Annotated in this window: 18 protein-coding genes and 1 pseudogene; 13 read left to right on the top strand and 6 right to left on the bottom strand. The window is 64.9% G+C overall.

The window, feature by feature from the left end; translation table 11 throughout:
• The first annotated feature begins 517 nt into the window (after positions 1 to 517).
• From GV818_RS28365 to GV818_RS28325, 9 genes are all read left to right on the top strand, one after another.
• Entirely contained in the window at positions 518 to 790 is a 273-nt protein-coding gene (locus tag GV818_RS28365; protein ID WP_161778116.1) for a hypothetical protein, read from the top strand.
• Positions 791 to 965: 175 nt separating this feature from the next.
• The gene (locus GV818_RS28360; RefSeq protein WP_161757813.1) at positions 966 to 1,736 is read left to right on the top strand and encodes a FadR/GntR family transcriptional regulator; all 771 of its coding nucleotides are present in this window, start codon (positions 966 to 968) and stop codon (positions 1,734 to 1,736) included.
• 105 nt (positions 1,737 to 1,841) lie between these two features.
• Entirely contained in the window at positions 1,842 to 3,044 is a 1,203-nt protein-coding gene (locus tag GV818_RS28355; protein WP_161778115.1) for an ABC transporter substrate-binding protein, read from the top strand.
• Between the two features lie 78 nt (positions 3,045 to 3,122).
• A complete protein-coding gene (locus GV818_RS28350; protein WP_161778114.1) occupies positions 3,123 to 3,983 on the top strand; it encodes a branched-chain amino acid ABC transporter permease in 861 nt (286 codons plus the stop codon).
• A 2-nt stretch (positions 3,984 to 3,985) separates the two neighbouring features.
• A complete protein-coding gene (locus tag GV818_RS28345; RefSeq protein WP_161778113.1) occupies positions 3,986 to 4,996 on the top strand; it encodes a branched-chain amino acid ABC transporter permease in 1,011 nt (336 codons plus the stop codon).
• Positions 4,993 to 5,754 (top strand): ABC transporter ATP-binding protein, encoded by a 762-nt coding sequence (locus GV818_RS28340; RefSeq protein WP_161757817.1) that lies wholly within the window; start codon positions 4,993 to 4,995, stop codon positions 5,752 to 5,754. Before GV818_RS28345 ends, GV818_RS28340 begins: the two co-directional genes overlap by 4 nt.
• Positions 5,754 to 6,449 carry an ABC transporter ATP-binding protein gene (locus tag GV818_RS28335; protein ID WP_161778112.1) on the top strand — a complete coding sequence of 232 codons (696 nt, stop codon included), beginning with the start codon at positions 5,754 to 5,756 and terminating at the stop codon, positions 6,447 to 6,449. Before GV818_RS28340 ends, GV818_RS28335 begins: the two co-directional genes overlap by 1 nt.
• A 13-nt stretch (positions 6,450 to 6,462) precedes the next feature.
• Positions 6,463 to 7,743: a Zn-dependent hydrolase gene (locus GV818_RS28330; RefSeq protein WP_161778111.1), complete on the top strand. Its 1,281-nt coding sequence runs from the start codon at positions 6,463 to 6,465 to the stop codon at positions 7,741 to 7,743.
• Positions 7,740 to 9,152, top strand: coding sequence for an amidase (locus GV818_RS28325; RefSeq protein ID WP_161778110.1), 1,413 nt, complete (start codon positions 7,740 to 7,742; stop codon positions 9,150 to 9,152). The genes GV818_RS28330 and GV818_RS28325 overlap by 4 nt, the downstream gene beginning before the upstream one ends.
• A gap of 149 nt (positions 9,153 to 9,301) precedes the next feature.
• Here GV818_RS28325 and GV818_RS28320 read toward each other — a convergent pair whose 3' ends face one another.
• Positions 9,302 to 9,613 carry a hypothetical protein gene (locus GV818_RS28320; protein ID WP_161757821.1) on the bottom strand — a complete coding sequence of 104 codons (312 nt, stop codon included), beginning with the start codon at positions 9,611 to 9,613 and terminating at the stop codon, positions 9,302 to 9,304.
• 173 nt (positions 9,614 to 9,786) lie between these two features.
• Between GV818_RS28320 and GV818_RS28315 the strand changes: the two genes are divergently transcribed.
• Positions 9,787 to 11,181, top strand: a complete 1,395-nt coding sequence (locus GV818_RS28315; protein ID WP_161778109.1) for an amidase — start codon at positions 9,787 to 9,789, stop codon at positions 11,179 to 11,181.
• Positions 11,182 to 11,303: 122 nt separating this feature from the next.
• A complete protein-coding gene (locus GV818_RS28310; RefSeq protein ID WP_161757823.1) occupies positions 11,304 to 11,765 on the top strand; it encodes a hypothetical protein in 462 nt (153 codons plus the stop codon).
• 34 nt (positions 11,766 to 11,799) lie between these two features.
• On the opposite strand, the gene GV818_RS28305 is transcribed toward GV818_RS28310, so the two are convergent.
• Together GV818_RS28305 and GV818_RS34640 are read right to left on the bottom strand one after the other, a co-directional pair.
• Positions 11,800 to 13,041 (bottom strand): EAL domain-containing protein, encoded by a 1,242-nt coding sequence (locus GV818_RS28305; protein ID WP_178125155.1) that lies wholly within the window; start codon positions 13,039 to 13,041, stop codon positions 11,800 to 11,802.
• 280 nt (positions 13,042 to 13,321) lie between these two features.
• Positions 13,322 to 13,498: pseudogene (locus GV818_RS34640) on the bottom strand (LysR family transcriptional regulator); the annotation flags it as partial.
• Between the two features lie 121 nt (positions 13,499 to 13,619).
• Between GV818_RS34640 and GV818_RS28300 the strand changes: the two are divergent.
• Together GV818_RS28300 and GV818_RS28295 are read left to right on the top strand one after the other, a co-directional pair.
• The gene (locus GV818_RS28300) at positions 13,620 to 14,786 is read left to right on the top strand and encodes an SRPBCC family protein (RefSeq protein ID WP_161778108.1); all 1,167 of its coding nucleotides are present in this window, start codon (positions 13,620 to 13,622) and stop codon (positions 14,784 to 14,786) included.
• Positions 14,787 to 14,820: 34 nt separating this feature from the next.
• Positions 14,821 to 15,924, top strand: coding sequence for an SMP-30/gluconolactonase/LRE family protein (locus GV818_RS28295; protein ID WP_161778107.1), 1,104 nt, complete (start codon positions 14,821 to 14,823; stop codon positions 15,922 to 15,924).
• A gap of 135 nt (positions 15,925 to 16,059) precedes the next feature.
• Here GV818_RS28295 and GV818_RS28290 read toward each other — a convergent pair whose 3' ends face one another.
• The 3 genes from GV818_RS28290 to GV818_RS28280 form a co-directional block, all read right to left on the bottom strand.
• Positions 16,060 to 16,293 (bottom strand): DUF465 domain-containing protein, encoded by a 234-nt coding sequence (locus tag GV818_RS28290; RefSeq protein ID WP_161757826.1) that lies wholly within the window; start codon positions 16,291 to 16,293, stop codon positions 16,060 to 16,062.
• 136 nt (positions 16,294 to 16,429) lie between these two features.
• On the bottom strand, positions 16,430 to 19,096 hold the full coding sequence (locus GV818_RS28285) for an excinuclease ABC subunit UvrA (protein ID WP_161778106.1): 2,667 nt from the start codon (positions 19,094 to 19,096) through the stop codon (positions 16,430 to 16,432).
• A 94-nt stretch (positions 19,097 to 19,190) separates the two neighbouring features.
• Positions 19,191 to 20,924 (bottom strand): ATP-binding protein, encoded by a 1,734-nt coding sequence (locus GV818_RS28280; RefSeq protein WP_161778105.1) that lies wholly within the window; start codon positions 20,922 to 20,924, stop codon positions 19,191 to 19,193.
• Positions 20,925 to 21,147 lie beyond the last annotated feature (223 nt).

Below are 21,147 nucleotides of genomic sequence, written 5' to 3'. Positions count from 1 at the left end.
CCCCCAGCCAGGCCCCGGCGCCCCAGAGCGACATACCGACACTCAAGCTGCAGTTCAAGCCGGCCATTAGCTATGAGCACAGTTGCAGCGGGCAGTGCACCTACGAAACCAATATCGACTCACTGCACGACCGCGAAACCCGCCACAGCGCCAGCGTCGGCTTCGACTGAACCCGGCCATTGAACCTGCGGCACGCTTGATCCACACTCGCGCTCCTGAGTCCTACAGCAAACTCAGAAAGTCCTGCCCTGCCAGTGCCTTGTTCCGTTCTGGGGTGCATGCCTATAGTTCCGGGTCGTCCTGATGACGATCGGGTTTGGCGACCCTGTGACCGTGTGCGAGAGCCCTGCGTTTGTTTGCAGGGCTTTTCGCATCCGTACACTGCTTTATGGCAGCTGTACGCGGGAGACCTTCGGGTCTGCCGGCTCCCCGGTCCCGGTTCGCCAACCTGCGTACAGCTGCCACCCTTCGTTTGGCGACGATCCAGTGGCGCTCTCAACCGACCGAGGCGTTACTTATGAACAGATACATGCCGATCACCGGCCACGACTGCATCATCCCTTCCCTGCTGATCGATACCCTGGCCCCTGCCGATGTGCTGTACGAAGCGGCCGCCTATCGCATCCGCGCCGTCACCCAACTGCTGGAAAACTTCGCCGCCCGCCCCGACATTCCCGGCGATGCCGTAGTGCTGCAGGAGCTGGCACTGGTGTGCGCCATTCCGCTGCGCGATGGCTGTGATGTGCTGGATGTGTTGGGCCGCCGCTTGCAGGCCCGGACCTTGGACTGAATCCAGACAATGGCGAGGGAGTCAGAGCCCTCGCCCTTCCTAAAACCTCGGCTTTTTTTATCCCTCAACGACCCCTCGACATCAAAAACGACAGCTCAATCCGTTAGCGGTTGACGCGCCTCCCTCATCGCTATTTATTACTATTTATCCGCATTAATACGATAAATAGCCGCCCATGCTGAAACGCCCCGTTCGCCGCAAACGCCAGAAGCTCTCCGACGTGATCGTCGAGTCGGTCAAGCGCTCCATCGTCACCGATGCGCTGCACCCCGGCGACCGCTTGCCCACCGAGAAGGAGCTGATGGAAAGCTTCCAGTGTTCCAAGGGATCGGCTCGCGAAGCGCTCAAGGCGCTGGAAGTGGAAGGCCTGGTCAACACTCGCACCGGGCCCAACGGCGGCGCCTACCTGAACCAGGCCGGCACCGAGCCGGCCAGCCGTGCGCTGCGCAATTACCTGCACTTCCAGCACATGGACGGCGAGCAGGTGTATCAGTTGCGCAAGGTGATCGAGGTGGAACTGGCGGTGGCGGTGATCGGCCACTTGAGCGAGGCGGACTTCAAGGCGCTGCAGGACAACATCGATTTCTGCAGCCACCCCGAGGACAGCGAGGCCGGCCAGCGTGAGCAGCGCATCGCCGAGCTGGAGTTCCATAATCTGCTGGGGCGCGCCTGTCCCAATCCGCTGCTGAGTTTCATGGCACAGTTTCTCAACGACCTGCTGCGCGACCTGGTGGTGCTGAAGAAAGCCTACAAACCCAAGCGCAAGCAGTTCGACGCCGCCAACCTGGATTACCACAAGCGCCTGCTGGTCGCTCTGCAGGCCAAGGACGAAAGCGCCGTGCGCCAGTTGATGCACGAGCACATGTGCGACGCCGAGCACCACATGACCGCCCTCGAAGGCGAGGTCACCCAACACTTCCTGCTGGAGTTCGACCACCACCATTGATCGGGCCCGCAGTGCAACGCCTCTCCAATAACAAGCCTGAGCACAGGCTGCTACGTCGACTCGCCATTGCCACTCCTGCCAATAACTAAACCAGGGAGTTACCCCATGCAGCGTCGTACGTTGTTGAAAGCCGGCCTCGCCGTCAGCGGTGCCCTCAGCCTCCCGCTGGGGGTGCGCAGCGCCTTTGCCGCCGAGCCCTTTACCTTTTACGGACTCAAGTCGATGTCCGGTGCCTTTGCCAGCTATGGCAAGTTCGCCGACATGGGCTCGCGCCTGGCGGTGGAACAGTACCCGACCCTGCTGGGCCGGCCATTGAACTACAAGGTGATCGACACCGAAGGCAATGCCGGCAAGGCGGTACGCCGGGTGCAGGAGGCGATTGCCCAGGACGGCGCACGGTTCTTCCAGGGCTGCACCCTGTCGTCCTCGGCGCTGGCGGTGGCCAAGGAAGTGGGCAAGGTCGGCGGCGTGTTCATGACCCCGGTGGGCGCCGACGAGGTCACCGGCAAGGACTGCAACGCCTCGACCTTTCGCTGGTCGGTGCCGACCTACGGCGCGATCCGCGAAACCATGGTGCCGCTGATCAAACTGCTGCCCGAGGCCAAGCGCTGGTACACCATCACCCCGCAATACGTGTTCGGTGAGGCGCTGCTCGAAGGGGCGAAACAGGTGTGCGCCGAACATGGCATCGAGCACATCGGCAACAGCTACCACTCGCTGCAGGAACAGGAATTCTCCGGCTACCTGACCAACGCCATTGCCGCCCGCCCCGACGTACTGGTGCTGCTGAACTTCGGCAGCCAGTCGTCCAACGCCCTGCGCCAGGCGGTGAACTTCGGCATCAAGGAGCGCATGAAGGTGCTGCTGGTATGGTCCGCCGGGCTCGACCAGTTCCAGGAGCTGGGCAGCGACGTACTCGAAGGCGTCTACCTCGGCGCGCAGTACTGGCACCAGGTCGACACCCCGCTCAACCGCGAACTGGTGAAGCTGAGCCAGGCCAAATACGGTATCAACCCCACCTACCCCCTGGCCGCCGACTACATCGGCACCAAGATCATCCTCGACAGCATTGTCGCCACCGGCAGCTTCGAGGGCCCGACCGTGGCCAAGGCCATGCAGGGCCTGAGCTACCCGGGGCCCACCGGCGAGGAAAGCATTCGCGCCGGCGACCATCAGGTGATCAAGGATTACTACCTGCTGCTGGGCAAGGCCGCCGCCAAGATGCGCGACAAGGATGACCTGGCCGAAGTGCTCAGCGCCGGCCGCTCGTTCCAGGATGTCAGCGCCACGGGTTGCACCCTGGCCTGACCGCCCTTTCTATCGCTGGCTACAGGCAGCGGGCTCCGTGACTTTTGCGTCGACGTGCTCCCTGCCGAGGGTTCCTGCATGCTCAATTTGTACCTGTTCCAGATCCTCAACGGCCTCGGGCTGGGGATGATCTACTTCCTGATCGCGGTGGGCCTGACGATCATTTTCGGCCTGCTGAATTTCGTCAACTTCGCCCACGGCGCGTTCTTCGTGCTCGGCGCCTACCTGTGCTACACCGCTGTCGCCCTGACCGGCAACTTCTGGCTGGCGCTGCTGATCGCACCGCTGGTGGTGGCGGCACTGGCCTGGGTCATCGAGCGCGTGCTGATCCAGCGCATCTACCACTTGCCGCACATGTTCCAGATCCTCGTCACCCTGGGCATCGCGCTGATCATCCAGGAAGCCAGCGTGATGATCTGGGGCCCGGTGGGCAAGGCCGTGGCGGTGCCGGAGGCGCTTCGCGGGGTGCTGGTCATCGGCGACTTCGTCTACCCCTACTACCGGCTGTTCCTGATCCTGTTCTCAGCCCTGGTGGGGCTGGGCCTGTGGCTGCTGCTGGAGCGCACGCGCTTCGGCGCCCTGGTGCGCGCCGGCAGTGAAAGCACCGAAACCGTGTCGTTGCTGGGCACCAACATCTTGCGTCTGTTCTCCATGACCTTCGCCCTCGGCGTGGCCCTGGCCGGCATCGCCGGGGTGCTGTTCGCGCCACTGCGCGGGGCCCAGCCCTTTGTCGGCCCGGAAATTCTCGGGGTGGCCTTCGTGGTGGTGGTGATCGGCGGCATGGGTTCGTTCAGCGGCGCCCTGGTGGGCGGCCTGCTGGTGGGCGTGGTGCAAAGCCTGATGACCACGCTGTGGCCCCAGGGCGCCAGCCTGATGATCTACGGCGCCATGGCGGCAGTGATTCTGGTGCGTCCTTACGGCCTGTTCGGGAGAGCATGATGATGAGCGAGAACAACCCCCTGCCCTTTGCCAAGACCCAATCGCGCGGCCTGCTGTGGCTGGTGATCGGGGTGCTGGTGGGCCTGCCGCTGGTGCTGCCGTCGGCGACCCTGGCCAGCGAGATCCTGATCTTCGCCCTCGCGGCGCTGGCCTGTAACCTGCTGCTGGGCTACACCGGGCTGCTGTCGTTCGGCCAGGGCATCTTCTTCGGTGCCGGCGCCTATTGCGCCGCGCTGATGATGATCCACCTGCACCTTGGCCTGTTCAGCGCCCTGCTCGGCGCGGCCCTGGTCGGTGCGCTGCTGGCCTTGCTGGTGGGCGCCCTGGCGATCCGCCGCACCGGCATCTACTTCGTGATGCTGACCCTGGCCTTCAGCCAGATGGCCTACTTCATCGCCTACACCCTCAGCGACTGGACCGGCGGCGACAACGGCCTGCTCAGCGTGCCGCGGCCGGAGATCCGCCTCGGCGACACGGTGCTGCTGTCCCTGGCCGACGCCCGCTACTTCTACGGTTTTGTCGCGGTTCTGTTCCTGCTGATTTTCATCGGCGCCCGGCGGGTGATCGCCTCGCCGTTCGGCAGCACCCTGATGGCCATCCGCGAGAACGAAACCCGCGCCGCCGCCATCGGCTACGACACCCGGCATTTCAAGATCCTGGTGTTCATGCTCTCCGGCGCCGTGACCGGGATCGCCGGGGCGCTGTACGCCATGCTTCTGCACTTCGTGCCGCTGTCGAACATCGACCTGGCGATGTCGGAAAACATCCTGATCATGACCATCGTCGGCGGCACCGGTTCGCTGTTCGGCTCCCTGCTCGGCGCCGGTTCCATCGTCCTGCTAGGCGAATTCCTCTCCGAGCTCTGGCCGCGCTGGCTGATCCTTTTGGGGGTGATCCTGATCCTGGTGGTGGTGTTCCTGCGCGGCGGTTTGTGGGGTGGCCTGTCGGGTCTGTTCGAACGCCTCAAAGGCGCACGCAAGACGGCCTTGCAGGCCGAGGAGAATCGCTCATGAGCCAGCCCGCAGAGTACCTGCTGGAAACCCGCGACCTGGAATTGGCCTACGGTGCCTTCCATGCGGTCAACGGCGTCAACCTCAAGGTCGAGGCCGGCACCATCCACACCATCATCGGCCCCAACGGTGCCGGCAAGACCAGCCTGTTCCACTGCCTCACCGGCGAACGCCAGGCCAGTGCCGGGGCGATCCGCTTCAACGGCCAGAACATCATCAAGAAACCGGCCCACGGCCGGGTCGGCCTGGGCATGGCCCGCTCATTCCAGCTCACCAGCCTGTTCCAGAACCTCAGCGTGCGAGAAAACCTGCGCCTGGCGGCCCAGGGCCGCGACGGCCTGGGCGCGCTGAACTTCTGGCGGCACGTGGACAGCCGCCGCGAACACCTGGAGGTGGCCGACCAGGTGCTGGAGCGCCTGCAACTCACCGCCCGCGCCCAGACCCTGGCCGGCGAGCTGTCCCACGGCCAGCAGCGAGTGCTGGAAGTGGGCATGTCGATCTGCTCGAAACCGCGCCTGCTGATGCTCGACGAACCGACCTCCGGCATGGGCATCGACGACATCCCGATCATGACCCGGCTGATCAGCGACCTGGGCCGCGACCACACAGTGCTGCTGATCGAACACAACATGAGCATCGTCATGTCCATCAGCCAACGCATCACCGTGATGAGCCACGGCCAGATCCTGGTCGAGGGTCCGCCGGAGCTGGTGCGCGCCGATGAACGTGTACGCGTCGCCTACCTGGGAGAAGCCGCCTGATGCTGACCGTCGAGAACATCCATTCCTACTACGACAAAAGCCACGTGCTCGAAGGCGTCTCGCTCAAGGTCGAGGCCGGCGAGCTGGTGACCCTGCTGGGGCGCAACGGCGCCGGCAAGACCACCACCCTGCGCAGCATTCTCGGGATCATCTGCCCGCGCCAGGGGCAGATCCACTTCAACGGCCAGCAACTGGTCGGGCAGAAGATCTTCGAGATCGCCCGCCAGGGCCTGGCGCTGGTGCCGGAGCACCGGGGCATCTTCCGCCTGCTGAGTGTCGAGGAGAACCTGCGCATTGCCTTGCGCAAGGGCAGCCGCTGGCAGCTCGATGATGTCTACCGGATGTTTCCGCGCCTCAAGGAGCGGCGCCGCAACGCCGGCCATGCGCTGTCCGGTGGTGAACAGCAGATGCTCGCCATCGCCCGTGCCCTGCTCAACGATCCCAAGCTGCTGATCCTCGACGAACCCACCGAGGGCCTGGCGCCGGTGATCGTCGACGAGCTGGTGAAGATCCTGCGCAGCCTGAAGAGCGACGGCCTGCCGGTGCTGCTGGTGGAACAGAACCTGATGGTCTGCGACCAGCTCGCCGACCGTCATTACGTGCTCGAACAGGGCCGCGTGGTCTACGAGGGCAGTGCCGCCGAGTTCCGCGCCGACCCGACCATCAAGAACCGCTACCTGGCCCTGAGCGCCTGACGGGAGAGATGCCATGAACAGTCGAATCGACCTAGCCCAACCGCTGCAAGGCAATGCCCCGCTGATCAACCGCGAGCGTCTCTGGCAATCGCTGATGGACCTGGCCCGATTGGGCGCCACGGCCAAGGGCGGCGTGTGCCGCCTGGCCCTCACCGACCTCGATCGCCAGGCCCGGGATCTGTTTGTGCACTGGTGCGAAGAGGCCGGCTGCAGCGTCAGCGTCGACGGCATCGGCAATATCTTTGCCCGCCGCGCCGGACGCGATCCACAGCGCGCGCCAGTGATGACCGGCAGCCATATCGACACCCAGCCCACCGGCGGCAAGTTCGACGGCTGCTACGGAGTGATGGCCGGGCTGGAGGTGATCCGCACCCTCAACGACCTGGGCCTGGAGACCGAGGCGCCGATCGAAGTGGTGGTCTGGACCAACGAGGAAGGCTCGCGCTTCCCGCCGTGCATGATGGGCTCCGGGGTGTTTGCCGGGAAGTTCGACCTCGACGACACCCTGGGCAAACAGGACGAGCAGGGCCTGTCGGTGGGCGCCGAGTTGCAGCGCATCGGCTACGCCGGTACGCGGCCGGTGCTCGGCCATCCAGTGGGCGCCTATTTCGAGGCGCACATCGAACAGGGTCCGGTACTGGAGGACCGCCAGACCACCATCGGCGTGGTCATGGGCTGCCTCGGGCAGAAGTGGTTCGACCTGACCCTGAACGGGGTCGAGGCCCATGCCGGGCCCACCCCGATGCACCTGCGCAAGGATGCCCTGGTGGGCGCCGCGCAAGTGGTCAGCGCGGTCAACCGCATCGCCCACGCCCATCAGCCCCACGCCTGCGGCACCGTGGGTTGCCTGAGCCTGCACCCGGGCTCGCGCAACGTGATCCCCGGCCAGGTGCAGATGACCCTCGACCTGCGCCACCTGCATGCCGACAGCTTGCAGACGATGGTCGATGAAGTCCGCCAGGTGATCGAGGACACTTGCCGGCAGCATGGCCTGAGCTTCGAGCTGACCCCGACCGCCGATTCCCCGCCGCTGGACTTCGACCCGGCCTGCGTCACCGCCGTGCGCCAGGGCGCCGAACAGCTGGGCCTGAGCCACCTGGACATCGTCAGTGGCGCCGGCCACGACGCGATCTTCGTCGCCGAACTGGGCCCGGCAGGGATGATCTTCGTGCCCTGCGAAGGCGGCATCAGCCACAACGAAATCGAAAACGCCGCGCCCCAGGACCTCGCCGACGGCTGCGCCGTGCTGCTGCGCGCCATGGTCAATGCCGCGCAAGGAGCTCAAGCACGATGAAACAGTCCACTGATATCGCCCAGATGAGCGGCGTCGAACTGCTGGGCCACTACCGCGACAAACGCCTGTCGCCGGTGGAAGTGACCGAGGACGCCCTGGCGCGCATCGAACGCTTCAACCCGCAGGTCAACGCCTACTGCCACGTCGATGCGCAGGGTGCCCTCGACGCCGCCCGGGCCTCCGAACAACGCTGGCTCAAGGGTCAGCCTTGCGGTGCCCTGGATGGCTTGCCGGCGTCGATCAAGGACCTGACCCTGACCCGTGGCATGCCCACCCGCAAGGGCTCGAAAACCACCTCGGCCGAGGGCCCCTGGGAAGTCGATGCGCCCTTCTGCGAGTTCATGCGCACAGCCGGCGCGGTGCTGCTGGGCAAGACCACCACCCCGGAATTCGGCTGGAAGGGCGTGACCGACAACCCGCTGTACGGCATCACCCGCAATCCCTGGAACACCCGCCTGACCGCTGGCGGTTCCTCCGGTGGCGCGGCGGCAGCGGCCTCGCTGAACCTCGGCGTGCTGCACCAGGGCAGCGATGCCGGTGGCTCGATCCGCATTCCCTGCGCCTTCACCGGCACCTTCGGCATCAAGCCGAGCTTTGGCTACGTGCCGCAGTGGCCGGCCAGCGCGATGAACATTCTTTCGCACCTGGGCCCGATGACCCGCACCGTCGACGATGCGGTGCTGATGCTGCAGACCGTGGCCCGCCCCGATGCCCGCGACGGCCTGATCGGCGCGCCCCGCAACACCCCCTGGCTGCCGCACAGCACCGACCTTACGGGCCTGCGGATCGCCTACAGCGCGGACTTCGGTTATGTGCAGGTCGATCCGCAAGTGGCCCGAGTGGTGGCCCTGGCCGTGGAACGGTTGGCGCAACTGGGGGCCCAGGTGGAACAGGTCGACCCCGGTTTCAGCGATCCGCTGGAGATGTTCAACACCCTGTGGTTTGCCGGCGCCGCGCGCCTGGCCGGGCAACTGAGCCCGAGCCAGCGCGCCCTGCTGGACCCCGGCCTGCTGCGCATCGCCGAACGAGGGGAGCGGATCAGCCTCACGCAATACAGCCTGGCGCTGGAGGCTCGCGCGGCTCTGGTGGCACGAATGGCGGCCTTCCATGAACGCTACGACTTGCTGGTTTCGCCAATGCTGCCGCTGACCGCCTTCGCCGCCGGGCACAACGTGCCGCCAGGTTCGGGCATGGAGGAATGGATGGAGTGGACGCCCTTCAGCTACCCCTTCAACCTGACCCAGCAACCGGCGGCATCGGTGCCCTGCGGCCTGGCCGATAACGGCCTGCCGGTGGGCCTGCACGTGGTCGGCCCACGCTTTGCCGATCATCAGGTACTGCGGTTGTGCCGGGCCTACGAGCAGGCATTTGCGAACCACCATCCGCAAGCGCCGATAGTCGGGGGCTGATTCTCCTGGCGCCGCTGCCGCACCCTGCAAGCTGATCGCCGCCTGCGGCAGCGGCTACCGACACCTGAAGATCCCGCCCCCCGTTGCTGCATCCGGCACCGATCACCGTCCCCCTGGTTCAGCCTGAACCAGGGGGCCGGAAAACCTGCTCAGAGCCGCGCCACTCGCTCGACCTCATGATGAAAAACGTAAGGGTCAGAGAGCAGCTGGTACTGCTCGTCGTCGGCGTAGGTCACCGCCACGTGGCAGTCCTCCCCGGCGAATGCCTTGACCGCCTCCAGGTCCTGCCAGTAGGTCGCGAGGAAAAAGTGCTCCCAATCGCCCTGCCGCTCCTGACGCACGAATGCCCCGAGATTGCCCGCGACCCCTTGGGCGTGTTGAATCCCGGTCACTTGCAGGTGTTGCCGGAAGCCTTCGGCATGCACCACGGGTACACAGCCATGCCAGGTTCTCACGATCATCGGTGACACGCCTCAGTCAGCGGCAAACAGCGCCAGGAAAGTCGACCATTCAGGGACAGGACACACACAAATGCAATACCCCGCGGCGTCATGGGTAATGGTTGGAGCGAAGCGCAAGCGCTAGAGTCGGTTCATCAACAACCCGATTGACGCCCGACACAAGGATGGGTTCGATGACTGATTTACACGATCTGCAAGCCGCCCAGTTACTGGCACTGTTCGCCAGCCGCAAGCTTTCCCCCACGGACTACTACGAGCATCTGCTGGCCCATATCCAGGCTTGGGAGCCGCATATCCGCGCGCTCTACGCCTTCGATCCGCAGCAGGTGCGCCAGCAGGCCCGGGCCTCCACCGAGCGCTGGAACAAAGGCGCGCCCAACGGCCCGCTGGATGGGGTGCCGGTGACGGTCAAGGAGTTGATCGCCACCCAGGGCACGCCGATTCCCCTGGGCAGCGCCGCCACCACGTTGAAACCTGCCCTGCAGGATGCACCGCCCGCCGCGCGAATGCGCGAAGCCGGGGCGATCATCCTGGCCAAGACCACGGTGCCGGATTTCGGCATGTTGTCCTCGGGGTTGTCGAGCTTCCACGGCATCACCCGCAATCCCTGGAACACTGCCTGCAATACCGGTGGTTCCAGCTCCGGGGCCGGGGCGGCGGCCGCAGCCGGCTACGGGCCGCTGCACATCGGCACCGACATCGGCGGCTCGGTGCGCCTGCCCGCCGCCTGGTGCGGGCTGGTGGGGTTCAAGCCGACCCTCGGGCGGATTCCCATCGACCCCTACTACACCGGGCGTTGCGCCGGGCCCATGACCCGCAGCGTCGAGGATACGGTGCTGCTGATGCGCTACCTGGCCAAGCCCGATGCCCGCGATGCCACCAGCCTGCCGCCATTGACCAGCGACTGGAGCGATGAACCCGTGTCGGTCAACGGCTTGAAGATCGGCCTGATGCTGCAACCCGGCGCCGGGCTGCAACCGGAAGGTTTTGTCTGCCAGGCGGTGGAGCGCGCCGCACGGCTGTTCGAAAGCCACGGCGCCCAGGTGCGCACTCTGGCGCCGATCATGGACCGCGCGCAACTGGATGGCCTGGACCGCTTCTGGCGGGCCCGACAGTGGGCGGAACTGTCAGCCCTGGGCGCCGAGCAGTTCGCCAAGGTGCTGCCCTATATCCGCGACTGGGCTGCCCCTGGCGCCGACCTGTCCGGGGTCGAGGCGGTGCAGGGTTTCAACCAGACCTTCGAGATGCGCCGCCGCGCCGCCCGGGTGTTCAGCGAGTTTGATCTGGTGCTCTCGCCCACCAATCAGGTCAACCGTTTTCCCGCCGAGTGGCCGTCGCCCACCAACGACCCGCAGCAACCGTTCGAGCACATCGTCTTCACCCTGCCCTGGAACATGGGCGAACAGCCGGCGCTGTCGATCAACTGCGGTTTCGCTGCCGATGGCATGCCCATCGGCCTGCAGATGATCGCCCCGCGCTTCGCCGATCAATGGCTGCTGCAAGTGGCCAAGGCCTATGAGGGCTGGCGTGGAGCGGTACCACACTGGCCGAAGCCGACGCCCCGCTGAAGGTCACCGTGACAAAACATTGATCTGAACGGTGGCCATGCCTACCCTGCTAGCCAGCCGACTCGCGCAGTCGGCACGAACCAACACCCGGCCTGCTTGCCGGCCCGCTTCCAAGGATGTTCATGAACACTCTGACCCGCACCGCCCTTCTCGCCAGCCTGGCGCTGCTCAGCGCCTGTTCCAGCGTGCCCCGGGAAATCAACCGGGAACCCACCATCACTTCCCCCGGGATCCTGGCCTTTCGCGATATCTGCCTGAAGTCCGCACCCTCCTTCGCCGGCGCCGAGACCGCTGCCCGGGCCCACGGCATCGCCGAACTCAGCGACGCCGGCTTCGCCAAGATGGGCATGAACCAGGATCAGACCCTGGGCGTCCAGGTGCAGTTGAACAAGGAATGCGCGGTGACCACGCCGAACCAGAACGACAGCTCGCTGACGCAGCAGTTCTTGAGCACCGCCGGCAAGTTTTCCAGTACGCCGGTAGCACAGAGCGTGCCCGCCCGGATCACTCTCGACGGCCAGGCCTTCATCCTCATGCACGATCGGCGTGGCGGCGAAGCCTATGTGCTGTTGAAAGCGCATTAAGCACGCAGATTGCCTCGACGCTGCTGCGCCGCGCCTAGCCTTGGCGGATCAGGCGTAGCGGCGAGTGACTCATCGCCAGTACCTTGAGCAGCGCCGCGCTGTCCATCGGCTTGTGAAACAGGTAGCCCTGGGCGGCATCGACACCAAGCCGCTGCAGGTGGACCCGTTGCTTCTCGGTTTCGATGCCTTCGGCCACCAGCTCCAGGTTGAGCGAACAGGCCAGCCCCACCACCGCCTCGATGATCCGGGTTTCCTTGAGCCCCAGGGCGTTGGCGACAAACCCTGAGTCGAGCTTGATCTGGCCAAAGGGAATGTCTGCCAGGCGCATGATCGATGAATACCCAGTGCCGAAATCATCGAGGGACAAGCGCACCCCGCTTTTCACCAGAACACTGATGTTCTCGATGCTTTGCATGTCCAGGGTCAGGGCTTCACGTTCGGTGATCTCCAGGGTGACCTGATTCTTCGGCACCCCGGCCTCGTCGACCTGCCCCAGCACCTGGGTGGCAAATTCGGGATCACTCAATTGGCTGGCCTCGATATTGTAGGAAAACACCAGGGCTTCACCGCCGGTGCGGGCATGCAGTTGCCGTTGCAAGCGCAAGCCCTGTTGCAACAGGCACTCAAAAAGCTGCCGGTGCAACTGCGGGCTGTCCACCCGTTCGAGGAAGAACTGCGGCCCCAACACCCCCTTGTGCGGATGCTGCCAGCGGGCCAGGACCTCGGCGCCAGTAATGCGCCGGGTCTTCAAGCAGACTTGTGGCTGGAAGTAAGGGACGATCTGCTGCGCTTCCAGGGCCTGGGCTACATCCAGCTCGCTCACCCAGTCATTACTCGCGGGCGCGCTTCTTTCTCCAGTCTGAGCGCTGCGCCGGGAATGGTTCTTCACTGTCCGCTTGACCGTTAGTGCCTTGAGCAGCAAACCGCTGATCTGCGCCGTGTCCAGGTCGCCGTAACTGCCGACACAGTACTTGCCGGAACGGCTGCGGAAATTGGCCAGCCCCCAACGGATCGGTGCCTCCAGCGCCTCGCACTCGATCATCGAGAAAAAACCGTAGCGCTCGCAGAGTTGGCGCAAGTAATAGATGGCGTTCAGCGAATGCAGCGAGTCGCAGATCACCAGATCGAGATCACCCAGCGCAGGAGGAAACGGGCTCCAGTCGGACTCATGACTGATCACCTGGACCCGGGTAAAACCTGAGGCCGCCAGGATTCTTGAAAATTGTCGAACCCGAAAAGCGTTCGAACACAACAACAGTACGCTCAACGTCGACATGACCTGCGGCTCCGGCTAAAAAATCATGCTATCCAAATAAGATCCAACTGAACTCAAGACACGTCTCGAATAGGAGTAGGACGTTTCTGAGCCTTTGTATTTTCCGGGGGCGCCGCGCCCAACCGCTGGAGCGAGGTTTGTATGCCGTTACCTGTAAGTGATGGTAAAGGCCGCCCGGACATTGACCTTGCCCGACTCGAGGGCGGCCGCAGACAACGGGGTCGAGTCCCGGTTGGGAGTGGACGCTGAAGGAGGCCTTGGGGTAGGCGGTGATAGAACCAACGATCAGCGAAATACTCAGGTAGTTGGGCCCAAACAACTGCGCTTGGCGCTGGACCTTGGCCGACTCGAGCACGATCTCCAGGGGTGAACCGCGCCCGCCCCGGTCGGCAATCGCCACATGCTGGCAGCCCTGATAGCTCGCCAGGCTCAACTCGGCGGCGAACGCCGGGTGGTTGAGGTCCAGGCGCTGCACATTCGGCTTGATGAATAATGCTCATTACTACTGCTATCCATTGGCTGGATAATTTGCCTGGGACTAGGCTGCAGGGAATAAAAACAACAACGGAAACAGCGCCGTGCGAGAAACCACCGAGCATTTTCGCGAGCACTATCGAGCCGCGGTCAGTCCGCGCTACAACCCCTGGCTGCATGGCGGCTTTGTCCTCGCCTACGGCCTGCTGTGCATCGGCCTGCTGTACAGCACCCTGGAGCGGGTGCAGCCTCTGGAATGGCTGGTGGTGCCGCTGGCGCTGCTGTTCTTCAACCTGTGCATCTACGTCGTGCACCGCTGGCTGGGGCATCACAAACAACCGTTCGCAAGGCTGTTCTATGCCCGTCATAGCGGCGATCACCACAGTTTCTTCACCCCGGGGTTGATGACTTATGAAGGCCGCCAGGACTGGCGGGTGATCCTGTTCCCGGCCTGGCTGATCGTGGTTCACAGCCTGCTGTTCGCCCTGCCCCTGTGGTGGCTGCTGAGTCTCTGGAACAGCAACGTCGCGGCGCTGTTCGCCAGTTGCACCTTGATCGGCTACCTGGCCTATGAAGTCTTCCATGCCTGCGAACACCTGCCCGCAAAGCATCCCCTGGCACGCTTGCCCTGGGTGCGGCAGATGCGCCGCCTGCATGAGCTGCATCACCGCCGCGAGCTGATGCAGGAGCGCAACTTCAACATTGTCCTGCCGCTGATGGATTGGCTGTTCGGCACCTTGTACTGGCAGCCGGAAGAGTTTCCGGGCCCCGCTCATTCCTCGACCCGGTCCACGCCCATGACTCGCATGCAGCATCAGATCGACATTCCGCGCAGCGCCGCCAGCACCCTGGCGTATGCCGCCAGCCCACGGCGCTGGCCAGAGTGGCATCCGTCTTCACTGAAGGTCGAGGGCGACGACGGCCCGCTGTTCGCCGGGCAAGGTTTCGAGGAGGATATCCATGCCGGCGGGCGCAGTGGCCACCTCAGTTGGCAGGTCCAGGAGTACCTGCCGGGGCACCGCTGGCGTGCTACGGCCCAGGGCGATCACGGTCTGGAGTTGCAGGTGACCTATGAGTGCCAGCCGCTGGGCGCCGAGCGCACGCGCTTCGTGCGGACCCTGGACTACCGCTTCGATAGCCTGCTGATGCGCCTGGGCAATCAGCTGTTATTCAAACGACGGATAGAGCGAGAGTCCGCCGCCTCATTGCTGGCATTGTGCGAGACGGCACAGCAAGCCATCGCGCTGCCAGCCGCCGACCCGGCCCGCTAGCCATCCTCAAGTCGCCGCTGAATGGAGTCATTGCATGAACCAGATTGCCCCTCGACGCTTTCACCCCGGGCGGATTGTCCTGCTGTTGGTGGTCGCCATCCTGGCCTTCCTGTTGCTGGCGCCGACTGCGGTCCAGCCGGTGGCCTGGAAGCCGGCGCCCGCGCCCTCCCTGAGCCAGGGTCCATTTGCCGAGAATCAAAAACTCAAGGCGCTGCAGCCGGTGGGTGCCCGGGATATCGACGGCCCTGAAGCCTTGCTGCTGGAAGACGGCCAATTGATCACCGGCCTGCATGACGGCCGGGTGATCCAGACCAGCCTCGACGGCCAGTCCCTCAAGGTGCTGGTCAACACCGGCGGCCGCCCCCTGGGCCTGGCCCGGCATCCGGACGGCAGGCTGATCATCGCCGATGCGATCAAGGGCCTGCTGGCCCTGGACCGCCAGGGCCAGTTGCAGACCCTGAGTACCGCGGCCAACGGCCTGGCGTTCGGTTTCACCGATGATGTCGCGGTGGACGCCGCCGGGCGCTATGCCTACTTCAGCGACGCCACCAGCCGCTGGGGCTACGGCCATGACGGCGAGGCCGTGATCGAGCACGGCGGTGACGGTCGTCTGCTGCGCTACGACTTCCAGAGCGGCAACACCGAGGTCCTGCTGGAGCACCTGGAGTTCGCCAATGGCATCGCCCTGGGCCCGGACGAAGCCTATGTCCTGGTCAATGAAACCGGCGCGTACCGCATCAGCCGCTACTGGCTCAAGGGCGAGCAGGCCGGTAACCACGACCTGTTCATCGACAACCTGCCGGGGCTGCCAGACAACCTCAGCTTCAATGGCCAGGGGCGTTTCTGGGTGGCCCTGTATGCACCGCGCAACGCCTTGCTCGATGGCACGGCGGCGTACCCTTTCGTGCGCAAGATGCTGGTGCGGGCCATGACGGTGGTGCCCAAGCCGGTGGAAAAACGCGGTTTTGTGCTGGGCCTGGATACCCAAGGCCGGGTGATTGCCAACCTGCAGGATGGCAGCCGCGGCAACTATTCGCCGATCACCACCGTGCGTGAGTATGGCGATACGTTATACCTGGGTTCCTTGAGTGCCAGCCATATGGCGCGAATGCCATTGCAGGACGCGCTAGCACCTTGATGGCGAGTGGTCGCCGGGCTTGGGAGGCGTTCCGAGGGCGGGCGTGGCAATCTTCAGGAGGCATGGGTTCGGGGAAATGGCAACCAAGGCCTCAAGGACCTTGGTGCATTCTGCAACAGCTACGGGGTGGGGAAGTCAGGAACGGACGGTGAGTTTCTGGGAGATCTCGTCCTTGATCAGCAGGCGCTTTTCCTTGAGTTTCTTCAGTTCGTCGTCGGCAGCGGCGGCAGCTTCGGCCTTGAGCACCTGATTATCGATGCTGGTGTATTTGTCGAACAGCGCATTCAGGTGGGGGTCACTGGCCCGACGCTGTTGAATGTCTTCTTTACTGCAGCTCAGGTCCTGGTACAGGTCGTGGGTCACCGGCATGGAACACCTCCGTGGTTGATCGGCAGCAAGGGCGTTATCACGCTCCCGCCAGTTATCAGAATGGCCTCGCCGCCCCGGGTCTGTCGACCGCCAATCAGACCAGCGGTAACCGTTCGTCGCCGGTTCCTGCCCTGGATCAATGCCCCGCCAGAGCCGCGGCAAGGAAGGCCGCAGTGCGGCTGTTACGCTGCTTTGCCACCTGCCGTGGGGTACCACAGGCCACCAGGGTGCCGCCTTCGTCCCCGGCCCCCGGGCCGATGTCGATCACCCAATCGGCCTGGGCCACCACACGCATTTCATGTTCGACCACCACCACGCTGTGTCCTGCCGCCACCAGTTTGTCCAGCTGCTCCAGCAGGCGATCCACATCCCGTGGGTGCAGGCCGGTGGTGGGTTCGTCCAGCACGTACAAGGTGGCGCCACGGGCATTGCGTTGCAACTCGGTGGCCAGCTTGATCCGCTGCGCCTCGCCGCCGGACAACTCGGTGGCCGGCTGCCCCAGGCGCAGGTAGCCCAGGCCGATGTCACGCAGCACCTCCAGGGCACGACGAATGCCCGGCTGCTCGGCAAACACCGGCAAGGCCTGCTCGACACTCAGTTGCAGGACCTGGGCGATGTTCAGGCCCTGCCAGGTCACCGCCAGGGTCTCGGGGTTATAGCGGGCGCCATGGCAGGTCGGGCACGGCGCGAAGACGCTGGGCATGAACAGCAGCTCGACGCTGACAAACCCCTCGCCCTCGCAGGCCGGGCAACGGCCCTTGGCGACGTTGAAGGAAAACTGCCCGGCATCAAAGCCGCGCTCCCGGGCTTCGGCGGTGGCGGCGAACAGCTTGCGCACGTGGTCGAACAGCCCGGTGTAGGTCGCCAGGTTGGAGCGCGGTGTACGGCCAATCGGTTTCTGGTCCACTTGCACCAGGCGCTTGAGCCGCTCCATGCCCGCCGTGAGCTGCCCCGTGCCGCTGACCGGCGCCTCGTCCTCCAGGTCCAACTCGGCTGTTTCTTCGCGACCCGGCACCTTGCCCAGATGACTGCCCACCAACTCCAGCAGTGCCTGGCTGACCAGGCTCGACTTGCCGGAACCGGAGACACCCGTCACCGCCGTGAAGCAGCCCAGGGGAAACTCGGCGTCCAGCTGCTTGAGGTTGTTGCGGCTAATGCCTTCCAGGCGCAGCCAGCCGTTGGCCGTGCGTGGAGGGCGCCGGGCCTGGGCCTGTTCGGTAAACAGATAGGCGCGGGTCTGGGAGTCCTCGATGGCCGCCAGTCCCGCCGGCGGGCCGCTGTACAGCACCTGGCCGCCGCGCTCCCCCGCCGCCGGGCCGACGTCTACCAGCCAGTCGGCACGGCGCATGATCTGCAGGTCGTGCTCCACCACAAACAGCGAGTTGCCCGCGGCCTTGAGTCGCTGCAAGGCCTCGAACAGTGCTTCGGCATCCGCCGGGTGCAAGCCCGCCGAGGGCTCATCGAGCACGTAGATCACCCCGAACAGCTGCGAGCCCAATTGGGTGGCCAGGCGCAGGCGCTGCAACTCGCCACTGGACAGGGTCGGGGTACTGCGCTCCAGCGCCAGGTAACCCAGCCCCAGATCGGTCAGGGTACTGACCCGCTCCAGCAAGTCCTGGGCAATCCGTTGCGCTGCCAGGCGCTTCTCCAGGGACAGGTTCGGCGTGTGTCGCACGTCCGGCGCACCGCGATGTTCCGGGGCGCCCCGGGCATGCCGCTGCTGGCGTGCGGCACGGGTCTGGGCGTGGCTCAAGACCTCAGCGCCCGCCGCGTCCTGGGCCAGGTAATCGGCAGCCGCCACGGGCCGCAGCACCTCGGCCAATTGCAGCAGCGGCAGGCGCGCCAGCTCGCCGATATCCAACCCGGCGAAGGTCACCGCCAGGGCTTCGCGCTTGAGGCGCTTGCCTGCACACAGCGGGCACGCGCTGCCGCGCATGAACTGCGACACGCGCTTTTTCATCAGCGCGCTCTGGGTCTGGGTGAAGGTGTGCAGCACGTAACGCCGGGCGCCGCTGAAGGTACCCATGTAGCTGGGCTCCTGCTGGCGCTTGAGGGCTTCGCGGGTCTGCTCCGGGGTCATCCCGGCGTACACCGGCACAGTCGGTATTTCCTCGGTGAAGAGGATCCAGTCGCGTTGTTTTTTCGGCAGCTCGCGCCAGGGAATGTCGACGTCGTAGCCCAGGGTCACCAGGATATCCCGCAGGTTCTGCCCCTGCCACGCCAGGGGCCAGGCCGCCACGGCGCGCTGGCGGATAGTCAACCCAGGGTCCGGAACCATGGTTGCTTCATTGACCTCATACACCCGGCCCAGGCCATGGCACTCCGGGCAGGCGCCCTGGGGGGTGTTCGGCGAAAAGTCCTCGGCATACAGCATCGGCTGCCCCGGCGGGTAGCTGCCAGCCCGGGAATAGAGCATGCGCACCAGGCTCGACAAGGTGGTCACGCTGCCCACCGAGGAGCGGGTGCTGGGGGTGCCCCGTTGCTGTTGCAGGGCGACTGCCGGCGGCAGGCCGTCGATACGGTCGACGTCCGGCACCCCGACCTGATCGATCAGGCGCCGGGCGTAAGGCGCCACTGATTCGAAATAGCGGCGCTGGGCCTCGGCATACAGGGTCGAGAACGCCAGGGACGATTTGCCCGAGCCGGACACCCCGGTGAACACCACCAGGGCATCCCGGGGAATGTCCACGTCGACATTCTTCAGGTTGTGTTCGCGGGCGCCACGCACCCGGACAAAACCGCCACTGTGAGACGCCGGCGTGCTCGCCAGGAGGTCACTGGGAGCGTTGCGTGAAGAAGTCATGGACCTGCCTCATATCGAAAGCCGCACGGCTGAAAACCCCGATCATCACACAATCCGCCCGTGCGCAGGCAGCGCTACGGAGCGTGAGGCGGCTTCACATTCGCGCCCTCTGCCCCGTCAGCAAGCAACGCACGGTGCGACTCAAATCCTCGGGCCCGTAAGGCTTGCGCAACAGGTGGGTGTCCGAATTGAGCTGGTGATTGCACGAGATCATGTCGCGGGTATGCCCCGAGGTGAACAACACAGCGATCGGCGAGGCCTGGCTCTTGGCCCAAGTAGCCAGGTCCGTGCTCTTGATCAGGCCAGGCATCACCACGTCGGTGAAGATCAGGTCGACCTCAAGCCCCTCCAGCAACAGCTGCATGGCGGCATCGCCATTGGCCGCGCCATGCACCTGGTAACCCTCATGTTCAAGCATCTCCAACGCTGCGCTGCGCACCTCGGCGTTGTCTTCCACCACCAGGATGCGCGCCTGCCCTCCCGGGGCGCGCCCAGCACAACTCAGTGACGGCTGCGCCTCCTCGCCGGCGCTGCGGGCGAAATACATCTGCACCCGGGTGCCCTGCCCCGGGCGGCTGAACATCTCGATGTGGCCGCCACTCTGCTTGACGAAGCCAAACACCATGCTCAGCCCCAGGCCCGTGCCGTGGCCCGCGCCCTTGGTGGTGAAAAACGGCTCGAAGGCCTGCTTCAGCACCTCGGCAGACATGCCGGCGCCGTCATCGCTGACCGTCAGCCGCAGGTACTCGCCGGGGTTGATGTCCTTGCCGGCGCAATAGGTGCGATCCAGCACCCGGTTCTCGGCGCACAGGGTAATGGTGCCTTCACCGCCCATGGCATCCCGGGCATTGAGCGCCAGGTTGAGCAGCGCGCTTTCCAGCTGGTTGCGGTCCACATGGATGCACCAGGGCTGATCGGGCAACGCCACCTCGATGCGGATGGTTTCCCCCAGGGCCCGTTGCAACAGTTCACCCAGGCCCTGATCCAAATGGCAGGGGTTGTAGACCGCCGGTGACAGCGGCTGGCGGCGGGCAAAGGCGAGCATCTGGGTCGACAGCTTGGCGCCACGCTCTACCGCCGCCAGGGCCGCGCTGGTGCGCCGCTGCACGTTGGTATTGCCCGCTTCCTGGCGGGCCAGCAGGTGCAGATTGCCGGCAATGACCTGCAGCAGGTTGTTGAAGTCATGGGCCACGCCGCCGGTGAGACCGCCAATGGCCTCGAGCTTCTGCGACTGGCGCAACTGCTCTTCAGCAGCCAGGCGGGCATCGACCGCCTCCAGCACGCGCTGCTCCAAGTTGCGGGTCAATTGGCGCAGGGCCGCCTCGGCAGCCTGCCGCTGTTGCTCGGAAATCACATGGGCGGTGGTCTCGACGACAATGGCGATGACCCCGGCCGGGGCCTGGTCGTCCCCCGCCACCGGGCTGTAATAAAGGTCCAGCCAGACGTTTTCCGGCACCCCGTTACGCAGCAGCACCAGTTCCTTGTTGCGGTAGGACAAAGTGCCGCCACTGAGGCAGGTGTGCATCACCCCACGATTGAACTCGGCCACTTCCGGCCAGCCCAACTCCACCGCGCACCCCAGCAGATAAGGGTGGCGACCGCCAGCGAACTCCGCGTAGGCGTCGTTGTAGATCATGTAGCCCAGAGGCCCCCAGAGCATCACCATCGGCACCGGTGAACCGAGCATCAACTGCACGGTGCTGCGCAGGCTGTGGCTCCAGTGCTGCAGGGCGCCAAGACTGGTGAGGGACCAGTCGAAGGCGCGGATACGCCCGGCCATCTCGCCTTTCCAGCCCTGGCACCCGTGATGATCTGATAAGAACGGCATGAACGAACTCTGCGAAAAGCGTGATACAGAATGGGTTTCCAAGAGGTTGCGATGCAGCCTCCAGAGCCTTTGAGCACCCTGCGCACGGATGGTTTCACGGTTTTCTGCCCTGAGCCCCGATCATCGCTGCCGCTGGTCGGTCGCGCAGCCCTCAAGCGCAACGACGTGCACCGAACCTGGCTGGACAGACAGAACAGGCGGTCTCGGAAGGTCCAGGCGGACG

Origin of the sequence: Pseudomonas sp. Fl4BN1, assembly GCF_009908285.1 — a bacterium.
GTDB lineage: Bacteria > Pseudomonadota > Gammaproteobacteria > Pseudomonadales > Pseudomonadaceae > Aquipseudomonas.
Note: the sequence above shows the minus strand (reverse complement) of the source record. Positions and strands in the feature narration are given on the sequence as shown.